This window comes from Acinetobacter yuyunsongii (genome assembly GCF_041021915.1).
Lineage (GTDB): Bacteria > Pseudomonadota > Gammaproteobacteria > Pseudomonadales > Moraxellaceae > Acinetobacter.
In genome coordinates this window covers 2,398,183-2,412,214 of the sequence record NZ_CP157435.1, presented here as the reverse complement: position 1 = coordinate 2,412,214, position 14,032 = coordinate 2,398,183, and the positions used below count along the sequence as shown (strand labels likewise).

The 14,032-nt window shown below is 40.4% G+C and carries 14 protein-coding genes; 10 read left to right on the top strand and 4 right to left on the bottom strand.

Translation table 11 applies throughout. From position 1 onward, the window contains the following. Positions 1 to 234: 234 nt before the first annotated feature. Both rpmI and rplT read left to right on the top strand, forming a co-directional pair. Positions 235 to 429: a 50S ribosomal protein L35 gene (gene rpmI / locus ABLB98_RS11530; protein ID WP_004637967.1), complete on the top strand. Its 195-nt coding sequence runs from the start codon at positions 235 to 237 to the stop codon at positions 427 to 429. Between the two features lie 11 nt (positions 430 to 440). Then, the gene (rplT, locus tag ABLB98_RS11525) at positions 441 to 800 is read left to right on the top strand and encodes a 50S ribosomal protein L20 (protein ID WP_004675688.1); all 360 of its coding nucleotides are present in this window, start codon (positions 441 to 443) and stop codon (positions 798 to 800) included. A 203-nt stretch (positions 801 to 1,003) separates the two neighbouring features. On the opposite strand, the gene ABLB98_RS11520 is transcribed toward rplT, so the two are convergent. Next, positions 1,004 to 2,005, bottom strand: a complete 1,002-nt coding sequence (locus ABLB98_RS11520; RefSeq protein ID WP_348883068.1) for a hypothetical protein — start codon at positions 2,003 to 2,005, stop codon at positions 1,004 to 1,006. A 231-nt stretch (positions 2,006 to 2,236) separates the two neighbouring features. On the opposite strand from ABLB98_RS11520, the gene pheS reads away from it, so the two are divergent. From pheS to ABLB98_RS11505, 3 genes are read left to right on the top strand one after another with little or no spacing between them, the layout of a single operon-like run. Continuing rightward, the gene (gene pheS / locus ABLB98_RS11515) at positions 2,237 to 3,217 is read left to right on the top strand and encodes a phenylalanine--tRNA ligase subunit alpha (protein ID WP_348883067.1); all 981 of its coding nucleotides are present in this window, start codon (positions 2,237 to 2,239) and stop codon (positions 3,215 to 3,217) included. Between the two features lie 33 nt (positions 3,218 to 3,250). After that, positions 3,251 to 5,632: a phenylalanine--tRNA ligase subunit beta gene (gene pheT, locus ABLB98_RS11510; RefSeq protein ID WP_348883066.1), complete on the top strand. Its 2,382-nt coding sequence runs from the start codon at positions 3,251 to 3,253 to the stop codon at positions 5,630 to 5,632. Next, a complete protein-coding gene (locus tag ABLB98_RS11505; protein ID WP_004664224.1) occupies positions 5,629 to 5,925 on the top strand; it encodes an integration host factor subunit alpha in 297 nt (98 codons plus the stop codon). Before pheT ends, ABLB98_RS11505 begins: the two co-directional genes overlap by 4 nt. Before the next feature lie 99 nt (positions 5,926 to 6,024). Here ABLB98_RS11505 and ABLB98_RS11500 read toward each other — a convergent pair whose 3' ends face one another. The 3 genes from ABLB98_RS11500 to trxA all read right to left on the bottom strand — a co-directional run bounded on the left by ABLB98_RS11500 (position 6,025) and on the right by trxA (position 8,595). Further along, the gene (locus ABLB98_RS11500) at positions 6,025 to 6,276 is read right to left on the bottom strand and encodes a hypothetical protein (protein WP_005164397.1); all 252 of its coding nucleotides are present in this window, start codon (positions 6,274 to 6,276) and stop codon (positions 6,025 to 6,027) included. A gap of 396 nt (positions 6,277 to 6,672) precedes the next feature. Next, entirely contained in the window at positions 6,673 to 7,941 is a 1,269-nt protein-coding gene (gene rho, locus ABLB98_RS11495; RefSeq protein ID WP_348883065.1) for a transcription termination factor Rho, read from the bottom strand. A 327-nt stretch (positions 7,942 to 8,268) separates the two neighbouring features. Next, complete coding sequence (gene trxA / locus ABLB98_RS11490) at positions 8,269 to 8,595, bottom strand: thioredoxin (protein ID WP_004675702.1); 327 nt, start codon at positions 8,593 to 8,595, stop codon at positions 8,269 to 8,271. A gap of 273 nt (positions 8,596 to 8,868) precedes the next feature. Here trxA and ppx point away from each other — a divergent pair, with 273 nt between their 5' ends. From ppx to ABLB98_RS11465, 5 genes are read left to right on the top strand one after another with little or no spacing between them, the layout of a single operon-like run. Further along, a complete protein-coding gene (ppx, locus tag ABLB98_RS11485) occupies positions 8,869 to 10,389 on the top strand; it encodes an exopolyphosphatase (protein ID WP_005214561.1) in 1,521 nt (506 codons plus the stop codon). 33 nt (positions 10,390 to 10,422) lie between these two features. After that, positions 10,423 to 11,247 carry an acetyl-CoA carboxylase carboxyltransferase subunit alpha gene (locus ABLB98_RS11480; RefSeq protein ID WP_005164406.1) on the top strand — a complete coding sequence of 275 codons (825 nt, stop codon included), beginning with the start codon at positions 10,423 to 10,425 and terminating at the stop codon, positions 11,245 to 11,247. A gap of 56 nt (positions 11,248 to 11,303) precedes the next feature. Further along, positions 11,304 to 12,575: a tRNA lysidine(34) synthetase TilS gene (tilS, locus tag ABLB98_RS11475; RefSeq protein ID WP_369028938.1), complete on the top strand. Its 1,272-nt coding sequence runs from the start codon at positions 11,304 to 11,306 to the stop codon at positions 12,573 to 12,575. A gap of 3 nt (positions 12,576 to 12,578) precedes the next feature. Continuing rightward, on the top strand, positions 12,579 to 13,418 hold the full coding sequence (gene proC / locus ABLB98_RS11470; protein ID WP_005164417.1) for a pyrroline-5-carboxylate reductase: 840 nt from the start codon (positions 12,579 to 12,581) through the stop codon (positions 13,416 to 13,418). A gap of 16 nt (positions 13,419 to 13,434) precedes the next feature. Then, positions 13,435 to 14,004, top strand: a complete 570-nt coding sequence (locus ABLB98_RS11465; RefSeq protein ID WP_005164419.1) for a YggT family protein — start codon at positions 13,435 to 13,437, stop codon at positions 14,002 to 14,004. Positions 14,005 to 14,032 lie beyond the last annotated feature (28 nt).

The following is a 14,032-nucleotide window of genomic DNA, read 5'->3' as shown; positions in this document are numbered from 1 at the left end:
GAATAAAGATTTAATAATTTTATTCTATTATAGGCGCTGATTTTGTGGATTTTTCTCATAATTTGAGAATTAATTATGGAAAATAACGTTTGAGAAAAATAAAGTAGTTGCTATTAAAAAATGAGCATTTTACTTTTGTTTTAAAGGCAGATGCTATATGATACTGCCTTCCTTACCTGCAGGTCGATTTGCAATAGTGCAAACGAGCCGAACAGGTGCCCAAAAGAGGTTACTATGGCTAAGTTAAAAACTCGCCGTGGTGCAGCTAAACGCTTTAAAGCGACTGCAAACGGTTTCAAGCGCAAACAAGCATTCAAGCGCCACATTTTGACCAAAAAATCTGCTAAGCGTATCCGTCAATTGCGCGGTTGTGTAATGGTTCACGTAAGTGACGTTGCATCAGTTCGTGCTATGTGCCCATACATCTAAGGAGATTATAAATGGCTCGTGTAAAACGTGGTGTACAGGCTCATCGCCGTCACAAAAAAATTCTTGCTCGCGCTAAAGGTTACTATGGTGCTCGTTCACGCGTTTACCGCGTAGCGTTCCAAGCGGTAATCAAAGCTGGTCAATATGCTTACCGTGACCGCCGTCAAAAGAAACGTCAATTCCGTGCTTTATGGATTGCGCGTATCAATGCTGGTGCTCGTCTTAACGGTTTGTCTTACAGCCGTATGATCGATGGCTTGAAAAAAGCTCAAGTGATCATCGACCGTCGCGTATTAGCTGATATCGCTATGCATGATGCAGTTGCATTTGCTGCTTTAGCTGAAAAAGCTAAAGGCGCATTAGCTGCATAAGCTTAGAGATTCAAAGAAGGCCGCTTTTTAGCGGTCTTTTTTATTGATCAATAACCTAAAAACAAATTATCAACTCTGTTTTCTAATGTCCATTTTCCCATTCCATATGTAGACGAAATGGATATAGCTATAATTGAAATAATCCATAGAGTATTTTTCATGTAAATTTCCTTAGGGATTTGTCAAAAGTTAAATTGTTCATTTTAAAGCCCAAAATAGTAAGCAACCAGACAAATAATCACGGTTAATATAATCAATTTAATCACGCCAGACGCACCTACTTTATGATGGTGGGACTTATCAATCTGATGTGGAATTTCCATGGTTCGGTCAATGATTTCAGGTTCTTCTGCCGTAAGTTGAGCCGTTTGGTAGTGATTTGCGGTTTTTACAATCAGCTTGGCAAATAAGTCATCCGTTTTTTGTGAAAAATTACGGAGATTGATCTGTTCTTCAGGGCTAAATAACTCACCTGTAGTCGTATAAGGATGCTTTCTTTGTTGTTCTAAATAATCAGTTAATGCTTGTGTGCGATGTAATAATCGATGTGCACAATCCGCTGGATAATCTGTTGGAATCAATGCTAATTGTTTGCTAGAAAGATGTGTAAGATCAGCTTCATAACCATAAAAAGGCAAATCTTGTTGTTCTGGCTCTGGAAAATGTTCAGCATATTTACTATCGAACAGTTCTTTCTCCAAGACAATGGCAACCTGATTCCAATTTACCTTCTGTAAGTCAGCATCAATTTTTTTAGCGAATTTATCATTCAACTCATAACGCCAAAATACTTCTTGGCGGAGTATTGTTTGTTGAGATGCCGGCGCATCAAAGGCTTGATCACTGTTATCCCATTCAGCCAGTTCATGGCCACAGATCCATGCGGTTTTTTTATTGCCTTGATGGCTCACAATAAAATGCGCAAAGGGAAGCAGCTCTACGTTAGCATTTGGATTTTGCTCATCATTCAGTACGCTAGATAAATGTAGGCTGAGTTTTTTAACACCTTGTTTTTTTAAGCCTTCAAGCCAAATCTGGAAATGTTGTGCCAACAGGTGTTGAGAGAGTAAGTCTCTAAAAATCAGTCGATTTTGATTGAAAATCGGATGTTCAACCCAACGGCTAAAATTGAGATTTCCTTCTAAATATTCATTGCCATAAGTCACTAGTGTAAGCTGTTGTTTCCAGATTTGATCAAGCGCCATCGTTATTCTTTCTCATTGACGATATCGGTATCTTATACATTTTATTCAATTGTTGAGTAATTTTTCAGAAATTTTAGTTGATCTGCTTAGGTATCTTGTTGTTATATTTTTGCATCTATATTTTCAAAAGTACGCTATTTAAACCGCTGTTTATTTTCATCAAACTGGTAAAAAGCTGATAAACTATAGCGTTTTATTATATTTCTATATTTTGTTGCTTTGAGAGTTACTATGTCACTGGAAGCCCTGACCACTGAAGCGCTTGCTGCCATTGCAGCGGCTCAAGACCTTGCTGCACTCGATCAAGTTCGTGTGCAATTTACAGGGAAGAAAAGCCAGCTCGCAGAGCAGTCGAAAGCACTTGGAAAAATGGATCCTGAAGAGCGAAAAGTACAAGGTGCTGCGATTCACGCTGTGCGTGAAGCAATCAATACGGCTTTGACTGAGCGTCAACAGATATTACAACAAGCTGAACTTGCAAAAAAATTAGCAAGTGAAACCATTGATATTACTTTACCGGGCCGCGGTCAGCGCATGGGAAGTATTCATCCTGTTACTCAAGTACAAGAGCGTATTTGCCAATTCTTTACTAAAGCAGGTTTCCAAGTAGCACATGGTCCAGAAGTTGAAGATGATTATCACAACTTTGAAGCCTTAAATATTCCGGGACATCACCCAGCCCGTGCGATGCATGACACTTTCTACTTTGATGCAACCCATTTGCTTCGTACCCATACTTCGGGCGTGCAAATTCGAACCATGGAAACCAGTCAGCCGCCAATTCGTATCGTGTGTCCTGGCCGTGTTTATCGTTGTGACTCAGATCAAACCCATTCGCCAATGTTCCATCAGATCGAAGGTTTGTACGTTGCTGAAAATACCAGCTTTGCTGAGTTAAAAGGTTTATTGATTAACCTACTCAATGAGTTCTTTGAAAAAGATTTAAAAGTACGTTTCCGTCCATCTTACTTTCCATTTACAGAGCCAAGTGCAGAAGTGGATATTATGGATGAACGTGGTCGTTGGTTAGAAGTTTTAGGCTGTGGCATGGTACATCCAAATGTATTGCGTGCCGCAGGAATTGATCCTGATAAATACAAAGGCTTTGCCTTTGGTCTAGGAGTAGAACGTTTTGCGATGTTGCGCTATGGCATCAATGATTTGCGTATGTTCTACCAAAATGACGTGCGTTTCTTACGCCAATTTGCCTAAACAGTTTTTCAGGATTAAAGAAGGTTTATACAAATGAAAATTAGTGAAAATTGGTTACGCAGCTGGGTAAATCCAGCAATTGATAGCGATACATTGTCTGATCAATTGACCATGTTGGGTTTAGAAGTTGATGAGTTAGCACCTGTTGCAAAACCGTTTACTGGTGTGGTTGTTGGTGAAGTCCTTACGGTTGAACAACATCCAGATGCGGATCGTTTACGTGTCACAACAGTGAATATTGGATCAGGTGAAGCCTTACAGATTGTCTGTGGTGCGCCAAATGTTCGTGTGGGCATGAAAGCTCCTGTTGCAATGATCGGTGCAGTATTGCCAGGTGATTTCAAAATTAAAAAAGGCAAGCTCCGTGGTGTTGAATCACAAGGTATGCTCTGTGGTGCTTCTGAAATTGATTTAGAAGACAAAATTGATGGTTTGTTAGAGTTGCCTGCTGATGCACCAGTGGGGATGAATATTCGTGAATATTTAAAGCTTGATGACAATGTCATTGATATCAGTATCACACCAAACCGTGGTGACTGCTTTAGTATCCGCGGGATTGCCCGTGAAATCGCAGTGATCAATCAGTTAAAGATGAATGAGCCTGAGATCCAGTCTGTACCTGCAACAATCACAGATGAGAAAGCAGTAACGATTAGCACGGAAGGTACACCACGTTATTTGGGTCGTATTATCAAAAATGTCAATGTCAAAGCGCCGACACCGGAATGGATGGAACAGGCATTGGCACGCTCAGGCATTCGTACGCATAGTATTTTGGTGGATATTACTAACTATGTATTACTCGAGCTTGGTCAACCGATGCATGCCTTTGATTTGGCAAAAATCGAAGGTTCGATTCAAGTGCGCCAAGCGCAGCTGCAAGAAAAACTGACTTTGCTCAATGATCAAGAAGTTGAACTGCAAGATGACATCATGGTTATTGCAGATGATCAGAAAGTATTGGCAATTGCAGGCATTATGGGCGGGCTGGATTCATCGGTAACTGATGAGACTCAAGACATTTTCCTTGAAAGTGCGTTCTTTGCACCTTTAGCTATTGCAGGGCGTGCTCGTCGTTTCGGTTTGCATACTGACTCATCACAGCGCTACGAACGTGGCGTTGACTTTGAATTGCCGATGATTGCTATGCACCGTGCTTCTGAGCTGATTCAAGCCTTTGCTGGTGGAGAATTTGGTCCAATTACGGTTGCTGAGCAAGAGGCTTTATTGCCGAAACGTGAAGCGATTACATTACAACAAGCGCAAGTAGACCAGTTGTTGGGTTATCAAGTTGCTGGCGATTTTATTACGGATGCGTTAACACGGTTGGGGTGTGTGGTTGAAAGCAAAGCTGACGGTGAGTGGAGCGTAGTTCCACCATCACATCGCTATGATATGGCAATTTATCAAGACTTGATTGAAGAAGTTGCACGTATTCACGGCTATGACAATATTCAGATCAGTTTGCCAAAAATTGATGTGACATTGGAGAAATATCAAGATCGTTTTGAAATCGCCCAATTACGTCAAACTATTGCAGCTTTGGGTTACCAAGAAGCGATTAGTTTTAGCTTTGCCGATGCAAAACTTGAGAAGCAATTGAATTCAAACGTACAGCCATTAATGCTTGCCAACCCAATTTCAAGTGACTTGGCTGCAATGCGTAGTACTTTGTTATCCAGCCTGATTCCTTGTGTCCAGTACAATTTAAACCGTCAGCAGCAGCGTGTCCGTTTCTTCGAACTGGGCTTACGTTTTGATTATCAAAATGCACAAAGTATTCATGACCTGAAACAGATTCCGACTCTGGCCTTGATTGCGGTTGGTTCACGTGTACCAGAATCTTGGCATGCAAAACCACAGGTAATGGATTTCTTTGATTTCAAGGGTGAGGTGGAAGAAATTCTGGCTGCGGGGCGTGTAAAGGCTGAATTTGTTCGTACTGAGCGTGCATGGCTGCATCCAGGTCAATCTGCGGAAATTGTGGTGGATGGACAGTCGATTGGTTACTTGGGGCGTTTACACCCGTCACTGGAAAATGAACTCGATTTGGGCACAACATGGGTGGCAGAACTGGATCAGCAGGCTGTTTTGCAATCTTATGTATCTAATTTTACAGAATTATCACGTTTTCCATCGGTTAGACGTGATATTGCGCTTTTAATCTCTGATAATATTGAGGTTAGAGATATTCAGCGCTTAATTGAGCAGACTGGTGGTGAGTTACTCGACTCAACATGGTTGTTCGATGTGTATACGGGTCAAGGGGTTGAACAAGGCAAGCGCTCTTTAGCTTTTGCAGTGTTGTGGCAACATCCAGCACGTACGCTTGAAGATGCTGAAATTAAATCTGGTATGGATAACATTATTCAAGTGTTGGAAGACACTTACCAAGCGACATTGAGGGCCTCATGACAGCATTAACAAAAGCAGAGATGGCGGACCATTTAAGTGAGCTTACTAGCTTAAATCGCCGTGAAGCAAAACAGATGGTTGAGTTGTTTTTTGATGAGATCAGCCAAGCATTAATTGCGGGTGAACAAGTCAAACTTTCTGGTTTCGGTAATTTTGAATTACGTGATAAACGTGAGCGTCCAGGACGCAATCCAAAAACGGGTGAAGAAATCCCGATTTCTGCCCGCCGAGTGGTTACGTTTAGAGCGGGTCAAAAATTTAGACAGCGCGTTGGAAATGAGCAGATCGATTGATCTGCTTTTTTATAGTGATATTTTTATTTGATTAAAAATCTAGGCGTAAAAAAAGAGAACCTATAATGGTTCTCTTTTTGATAATCTAAAAATATTAGATTATTGAGCAGCAGAAGCTGGAGCAGCTTCAGAAGCAGCAACGTCAGAAGCAGCAGCAGCAACGTCAGAAGCAGCAGCAGCAACGTCAGAAGCAGCAGCTTCAGCAGCAGTAGTAGCTTCAGAAGCAGCAGCTACAGCTTCAGACGCAGCAGCGTTAGCATCAGCAGCAGGAGCTTCTTCTTTCTTAGAGCAACCAACGAAAGCTAAAGTAGTAGCAATAGCAGCAGCAACAGCGAATTTTTTGAATAACATGGCATCACTCTCATAAAATTGTGAGATTAAAAAAAACCTGAGTTAGTCTGTATGTGCTTTTATTATTCCTAAATGCTTTAGGTAACATCGCAGGGAGCAGTCTAACTGGTCTGCTGCTATCCTATCAAAGCAAATCATGAATTACTACATCCTTGTCCAACAAAACGACAAAAAATGACAAAAATTGGCTAATTTTTGATAGAAAATAACTATGAAAAGTTTAATTTAAATCGGATATTTATTGTTTTAGACGTTTTGTTTTGTTATTTTTTATAAAAAACAATAGCTTAATTTTTGTGTGGAGTTTTTAAATAATGTGTAAATAATATGTAACGGTGTCAACCGAATTAAAATAGCCACCATAAAAGGTGGCTGTTTTTTAATGGAGTATAGCGATTAGTTAGCCGCTTTACGTTTCATTTGATCAAAGAAGTCATCATTAGTTTTGGTTTCCTTCATACGATCTAATAAGAATTCCATTGCAGCAAGTTCATCCATAGGGTGAAGCAATTTGCGTAAAATCCAAACTTTACGTAGATTTTCTTCGCTCATTAGGCGCTCTTCACGACGAGTTCCAGATTTTTTGATATTCATTGCAGGGAATACTCGTTTCTCTGCGATACGGCGATCCAGCGTAATTTCTTGGTTACCTGTACCTTTAAATTCTTCGTAAATTACATCATCCATTTTACTGCCTGTTTCGATCAAAGCAGTTGAAATGATGGTTAGAGAACCACCTTCTTCGATGTTACGCGCAGCACCGAAGAAACGTTTAGGGCGTTCTAATGCATGAGCATCCACACCACCGGTTAATACCTTACCTGATGATGGAATCACAGTGTTGTAGGCGCGGGCAAGACGAGTAATTGAGTCAAGTAAAATCACAACGTCTTTTTTATGCTCAACTAAACGTTTTGCTTTCTCAATCACCATTTCTGCAACCTGAACATGGCGAGCAGGTGCTTCATCAAATGTTGATGCCACAACTTCACCGCGAACAGTACGTTCCATTTCTGTAACTTCTTCAGGACGTTCGTCAATCAAAAGTACGATTAAGAACACTTCAGGATTATTACGCACAATGGATTGAGCAATGTTTTGTAATAGCATTGTTTTACCCGCTTTAGGCGGTGCAACAATAATAGAACGTTGACCTTTACCAATCGGTGCCACCAGATCAACTACACGGGCAGTGAGGTCTTCAGTTGTACCATTGCCCAATTCCATAATCAGTTGTTCTGTTGGGAAGAGAGGCGTTAAGTTCTCGAATAAAATTTTATTACGCGAGTTCTCAGGTGTGTCATAGTTAATTTGATTAACTTTGAGTAATGCAAAGTAACGTTCGCCTTCTTTTGGTGGACGAATAGTACCAGTAATGGTATCACCCGTACGTAAGTTAAAACGACGGATTTGTGATGGGCTGACATAGATATCATCTGGTCCTGCTAAATATGAACCAGCAGCAGAGCGTAAAAAGCCAAAACCATCTGAAAGAATTTCGAGAACACCATCACCAAAAATTTCTTCGCCATTCATGGCATGGCGTTTTAAAATGGCAAAAATAATATCTTGTTTACGGTTACGTGCCATGCCTTCAAGGCCCATAAACTCCGCAATTTTAATGAGTTCGCCAATGGGTTTTTTCTTGAGTTCAGTTAAGTTCATAAGTGGTCAGACAGAATGGAATAAGTGGAGGAGTGTTTGGAAAGAATAAAAAAATCGACCGCATACATACATGCTGATGTAATTGTATAGTTACACAACCACAATTCAGTAGTCTGGTTCATTGTTTCAGAGAGAAATGTGAAAACAATTATTATTGCCGAGCGGCGATCTTATGTTTGTGTCTTGTAAGAAACGCGATGAAGTAGATTCCATTCAAAGCTTCTTGATCCAAGAATATAAGCGAAACTAAGAAATTTGTCAATTTTTACTGAGAAATACGTCGCTTAATTTAGACGTATTTCTCTTACTTATACGGTCAAAATCTCATTAGATATTTTGATCAATAAATGCCGCAAGTTTAGAACGAGGTGCTGCACCGACTTGTTGCGCAACAACTTCGCCATTTTTAAACATTAATAATGCTGGAATGTTACGAATGTTGTACTTCACAGCAGTGTCTTCACATGCAGTCACGTCAACTTTAACGATTTTGACTTTCCCTGCATATTCATTTGAAAGGTCTTCTAGCACCGGTGCAATGGCTTTACATGGTGCACACCAGCCAGCCCAGAAGTCAACAAGTACAGGAGTTTCAGCATCTAAAACATCTGCTTGGAAGTTTTCATCAGTTGTATTAACAATAGTCGCAGACATAAGGTTACTCCAAATTTAATAAATAAAGTGCAAATTCGTTCATCATCAGCATGAATATTACATTGCTACTTTACTCAATGTAAGGGTTTGTTGTGATTATTCAAGTTTCAAAATGAAAAGTCTAATGGATGCTCACGATGTTGATTATCGGCTTCTACAATCATTTATAGCTTAAAAGCGAAAATACGCACCTATTATTGCTTAAAATGACTTTAAAATTATTGGCGTGTGAATTACTCTAATGCGTGAATTGAGCATAGGTTTATATGAATAATGTCTGATTTTCTGATTGATGAAGAGTTACTTGCTGCAATTGATATGGGGTCGAATAGTTTCCACTTGGCGATTGCTCGTGTTGATCACGGTGAAGTGAAAAAAGTTGCTTCAATGTCAGAAAAAGTACAATTAGCAGCTGGGCTAGATGAAAATAAAAATTTAACTGAAGCTGCGCAACAGCGTGGACTTGCGTGTTTGGCTCGTTTTGTAGGTCGTTTAAGCTCTGTTCAAGCAAATCGTCTAAGAATTGTGGCGACAAATGCTTTAAGACAAGCAAAAAATGGTCATGAATTTATTCAAAAAGCAGCTGAAATTTTACCAAAACCCATTGAGATTATTGCTGGACGTGAAGAAGCACGTCTGATTTATTTAGGCGTTTCACACACGATGGCCAATGGTGGTCGACGTTTAGTGATTGATATTGGTGGTGGTTCAACAGAGTTCATCATTGGCGAAGAGTTTGAACCGCTACACACTGAATCTTTGCAAATGGGTTGTGTCGCTTACAGTAAAGCTTATTTTGCTGATGGTGAGATTTCAAGCAAGGCTTTTGATAAAGCTGTTGTCGCAGCGCGTAAAGAACTTTCTGCGATTGCAAATACCTATAAAGCAGAAGGTTGGGATACTGTTGTTGGCTCAAGTGGAACAATCAAAGCTTGTCGTCAAATTACTGTAAATCTTGGTTTGAGCGATGAACAAGAAAATTTAACTCGTGAAGGTTTATATAAGTTAAAAGATCGTTTGCTCAAATTTAAACATATTTCTGAAATTGATTTTGAAGGTCTACGTGAAGATCGACGAGCAGTTTTGCCAGCAGGTCTTGCGATTTTATATGCCATTTTTGAAGTTTTAGAGCTTGATAAATTGGCATATTCTGATGGTGCTTTACGTGAAGGCGTGATGTATGACTTACTTGGTCGCTTCAAACATGAAGATATACGTGACCGAAGTGTGCAAGCCTTAATGGGACGTTATAATGCAGACCCAAAGCAAGCGGAACGTGTCGTAAATACAGCACAACAGTTATTTGATGGCGTCGCGGATGCTTTAAATTTAACGACTGAAGACAGTGACTTACTGCGTCGTGCAGCTTATTTGCATGAAATCGGTTTAGCAATTAGCCATGGTGGCTACCATCGTCATGGTGCATATTTATTACAGCACTCCGATATTCCCGGTTTTTCACAAATTGATCAAAATCATCTATCTCATTTAGTTTCACATCATCGTCGTAAGTTACGTGCAGATGCAAAAAATGACGTTCTAAAAGTTGGTGGTAGTCATTTATTGTATCTCTGCTTGTTGCTTCGTCTCGCTGTTTTGCTGAACCATAGTCGTAGTGATCAGATGCTTCCTGCCATTGAACTGAGTGTTGGAAATGATCAACAATGGCAACTCAGCGTTTCTGGTGATGCTAAACAATGGCCTTTATTGGTTGCAGACTTGCATGATGAGCAAGTGCAATTTAAACATTGGGACATTGAGTTAAATATTCAGTCAGACAATTTTGTTGATTAACAATATATCCTTGTTAGGGATTATCTACGACTTATGAAAAATAAAGCGACTCAGTCCAAGTCTTGGGCTACGGTTCAAATTGCACGACATCCTGAACGTCCGCAATTTCTAGATTATGTCAGTGAAATCTTTACTGAATTTGATGCTCTTCATGGTGACCGTTTATATGGTGACGATGGTGCTATGATTGGCGGTTTAGCTCGTTTCGATGGGCAGCCCGTGATGGTGGTTGGTCAACATCGTGGTCGCAGTACGCGTGAAAAATTACAACATAACTTCGGTATGTGTAATCCAGAAGGTTATCGTAAATCACAGCGTTTACTTGATATGGCTGAACGTTTTAATCTTCCAGTATTTACTTTTGTCGATACCATGGGAGCTTATCCTGGTGTAGGTGCCGAAGAGCGTGGTCAAGCAGAAGCGATTGCAACAAGTTTAGCGCAGCTTTCTAGTTTAAAAGTACCTGTAATTGCGACTGTACTTGGTGAAGGTGGTTCTGGTGGGGCACTTGGTATTGGTGTCGCTGACCGTGTGATTATGCTATCGCATAGTATTTACTCAGTCATTTCACCTGAGGGTTGTGCTTCGATTTTATGGAAAACTGCAGACAAAGCTGCACAAGCCAGTGAAGCGCTCGCATTAACTGCCGACAAGCTGAAAGCTTTAGGTATTGTTGAGTATGTGGTGGATGAGGGTGAGGGTGCTCACTTACAACCTGAAAAAGTCATGCATGATTTGAAAGATGTGTTAAAACAAGCCTTAAATGAATTGCAACCGATGGATGCACAAGAACGATGCGATGCACGTTATCAACGTTTAATGAAGTTTGGCAGCAGCAATTTAGGCATCGCGTCTTAGCACAAACCCAGCATTTTTCTAAACAAACTCAATTCTTAATTGGGTGCAGCGGCGGCATGGATTCCATGCTGTTGCTGTATCTGATGTCTGAACTTTTCCCCACCCGAACCCGCGCGATATATATTGATCATCAACTTCAATCGATGAGTGAAGAATGGGGCAATTTAGTACAAAAGCACGCTGATGCGCTAAAGATTCCTTGTATTTTGCAAAAAGTCTCAGTTGAGTCAGGTAATCTAGAGCAACAAGCACGAGATGCGCGCTATCAAGCTTATCATAGACATTTAACTGAGAATGACATTTTAGTACTTGGGCATCATCAGCAGGATCAAGCGGAAACGCTGTTATTACGATTATTTTCTGGTGCAGGTGTCAATGGTTTGGCCGCGATGCAGCAAATTGATGTTCGGCAAGATATAACCATTTGGCGACCATTTTTAGATCTGAGTCGTGAGCAAATTGAGCAATGGTCACAGCAACTGGGTTTTGATTATGTGACTGATCTCACCAATCACGATACGCACTATGATCGGGCATGGTGTCGAGAAGAGTTATGGCCTGTATTAGAAAATCGCTTCCCTAAAATGCAGTCAGCTGTATCAAGAACGAGTTATCTGATGCAAGATGCCGCAGAAATTTTAGATGATGTGCTGCAAAGTGATTGGAAATTATATGCAACTGAGAATGAGCTGGATTTAACTTGTCTGTTGGAGTTATCTGATGCACGACAACGTCAATTGCTGTCTGCTTGGATAAAAGGTAAGGATCAATATCGCCCAAGCTATGATATGGTACAACGCTTACAACAAGAGGTTATTCTGGCAAAACCAGATGCTCAGGCAATTTTACATATCAATCAACACTATTTTGTTCGCTATCAGAAAAAATTATATCGTTTAACTCACAACCAATTATATGCAGAAAAACAATCTACCATTCTGCCTGCATTATTAGAGCGATATGAGATGGGTGAAACGATCAAAGTTGCGGCTGGAACGTTTAAAATCGAATCTCAAGCGATTGGATTTTCATCCCAGCTTTTAGGGCGAGAGTTAAAGCTGCTGAAACGCCTAGGGGGGGAAAAAATTCATCTCTATGGTCGAGTTGGACATTGGCCACTGAAAAAAGCCATTCAAGATGCACAGATTTTGCCTTGGTTACGTCATACAATTCAAATATTGGTCGTAGATAATGTTATGCTTGGGGTTTTTAGCCCAAAGGGTTTTTGGTTGGCGCAATCTGATTATTTAGAGCAGGGCGGTTGGCAACCAAGTTTAATTTCTGACTGCAATGACTTTTTTCAGCAGTCTTTTTCATATGATGAGTAGGACATGGCGACAACATTGAATCAAAATATTTGTTTTATTGGTGGTGGTAACATGGCGCAAGCCTTGATTGGTGGGCTACTTTCTCGTGGTTTACCGACGACCCGCATTACCGTTTCTGATCCAGTTGAACAAATTCGTCACATCTTAGAAGAAAAAAATATTCAAACCACAACAGATAATGTGGACGCAATTAAAAATGCGGACGTTGTGGTATTGGCGGTCAAACCCCAAGTTTTGGCAACGGTATTACAACCATTAAAAGGTTTATTGTCAGATAAACTCGTGATCTCAATTATTGCGGGTGCTGAAATTCAAACGATTTCAGATTTAATTGGCGGTAGTCAGCGTATTGTTCGTGTCATGCCGAACACGCCAGCATTGGTACAAACGGGTGCGCATGGTATTTATGCATCTGAAGCAGTAAATGCTCAAGATCGTGAATTAACCAGTCAAATTTTGGCTGCGACAGGTTTAACCATTTGGGTAGACAATGAAGCGCAAATTGATGCAGTAACAGCAGTTTCTGGTTCTGGTCCAGCCTATTTCTTTTACTTGATGGAAAGTATGATTCGTGCAGGTAAAAACTTGGGCTTAGATGAGAAAGTCGCGACGGCATTGACCCTGCAAACAGCGTTGGGTGCGGCACAAATGGCGATTACTAGCTCAAATTCTCCAACAGAATTACGTAAAAATGTGACTTCTCCAAATGGTACAACACAAGCAGCTTTAGAAGTGTTTGATCGTGCGCAGATTTCACAAAATATTCAAGCAGCGCTTGCAGCAGCTCAGAAGCGTAGCCAAGAGCTTGCACAAGAGTTGAGTGACAAGACTAAATCGGTTTAAGTAGGATAAGACAATTATGGGTGCAAGTTCTGCGCTAATTTTTGGTGTTTTGATCAATGTTGCAATTTTATTGATCTTTTTCCGTTTTTTAATGCAATTAGCGGCAGTCAGTCCATACAATCCTGTGGTTCTTTCAACCGTGAAAGCGACCAAGATTGTGGACGTTTTTAGCCGTATTTTTCCTACTCTAGGCAAAGGGCGTGTCAATTTAGCCGCAGTTGCTTTGTTGGTGGTATTGTACTTACTGAAAATTTTTGGATTGATGTATTTGTCAGGACAAATGCCACATAGTGCGGTGTATCTTGTGATCACGACATTTGTGACGATGATCCAAGATTTAATTCGTTTCTGTCGTTATTTGATTTTTGCAACCATTATTTTGAGTTGGGTGGTGATGTTTACGCAGTCACGATCACCTTATATTGAAGTGATTCAAGAGCTTGCAGAACCTTTACTTGCACCATTTCGTCGTCTGTTACCGAATATGGGGATGATTGACCTATCTCCAATTTTGGCTTTCTTAGCTTTATATATTGCTGAGATCTTAATGAATGAAGCGGCTAAAGTTCTTTTAACAGGTCTTTAATCTGCTTCAAAATAAAAAAGGGACTGTA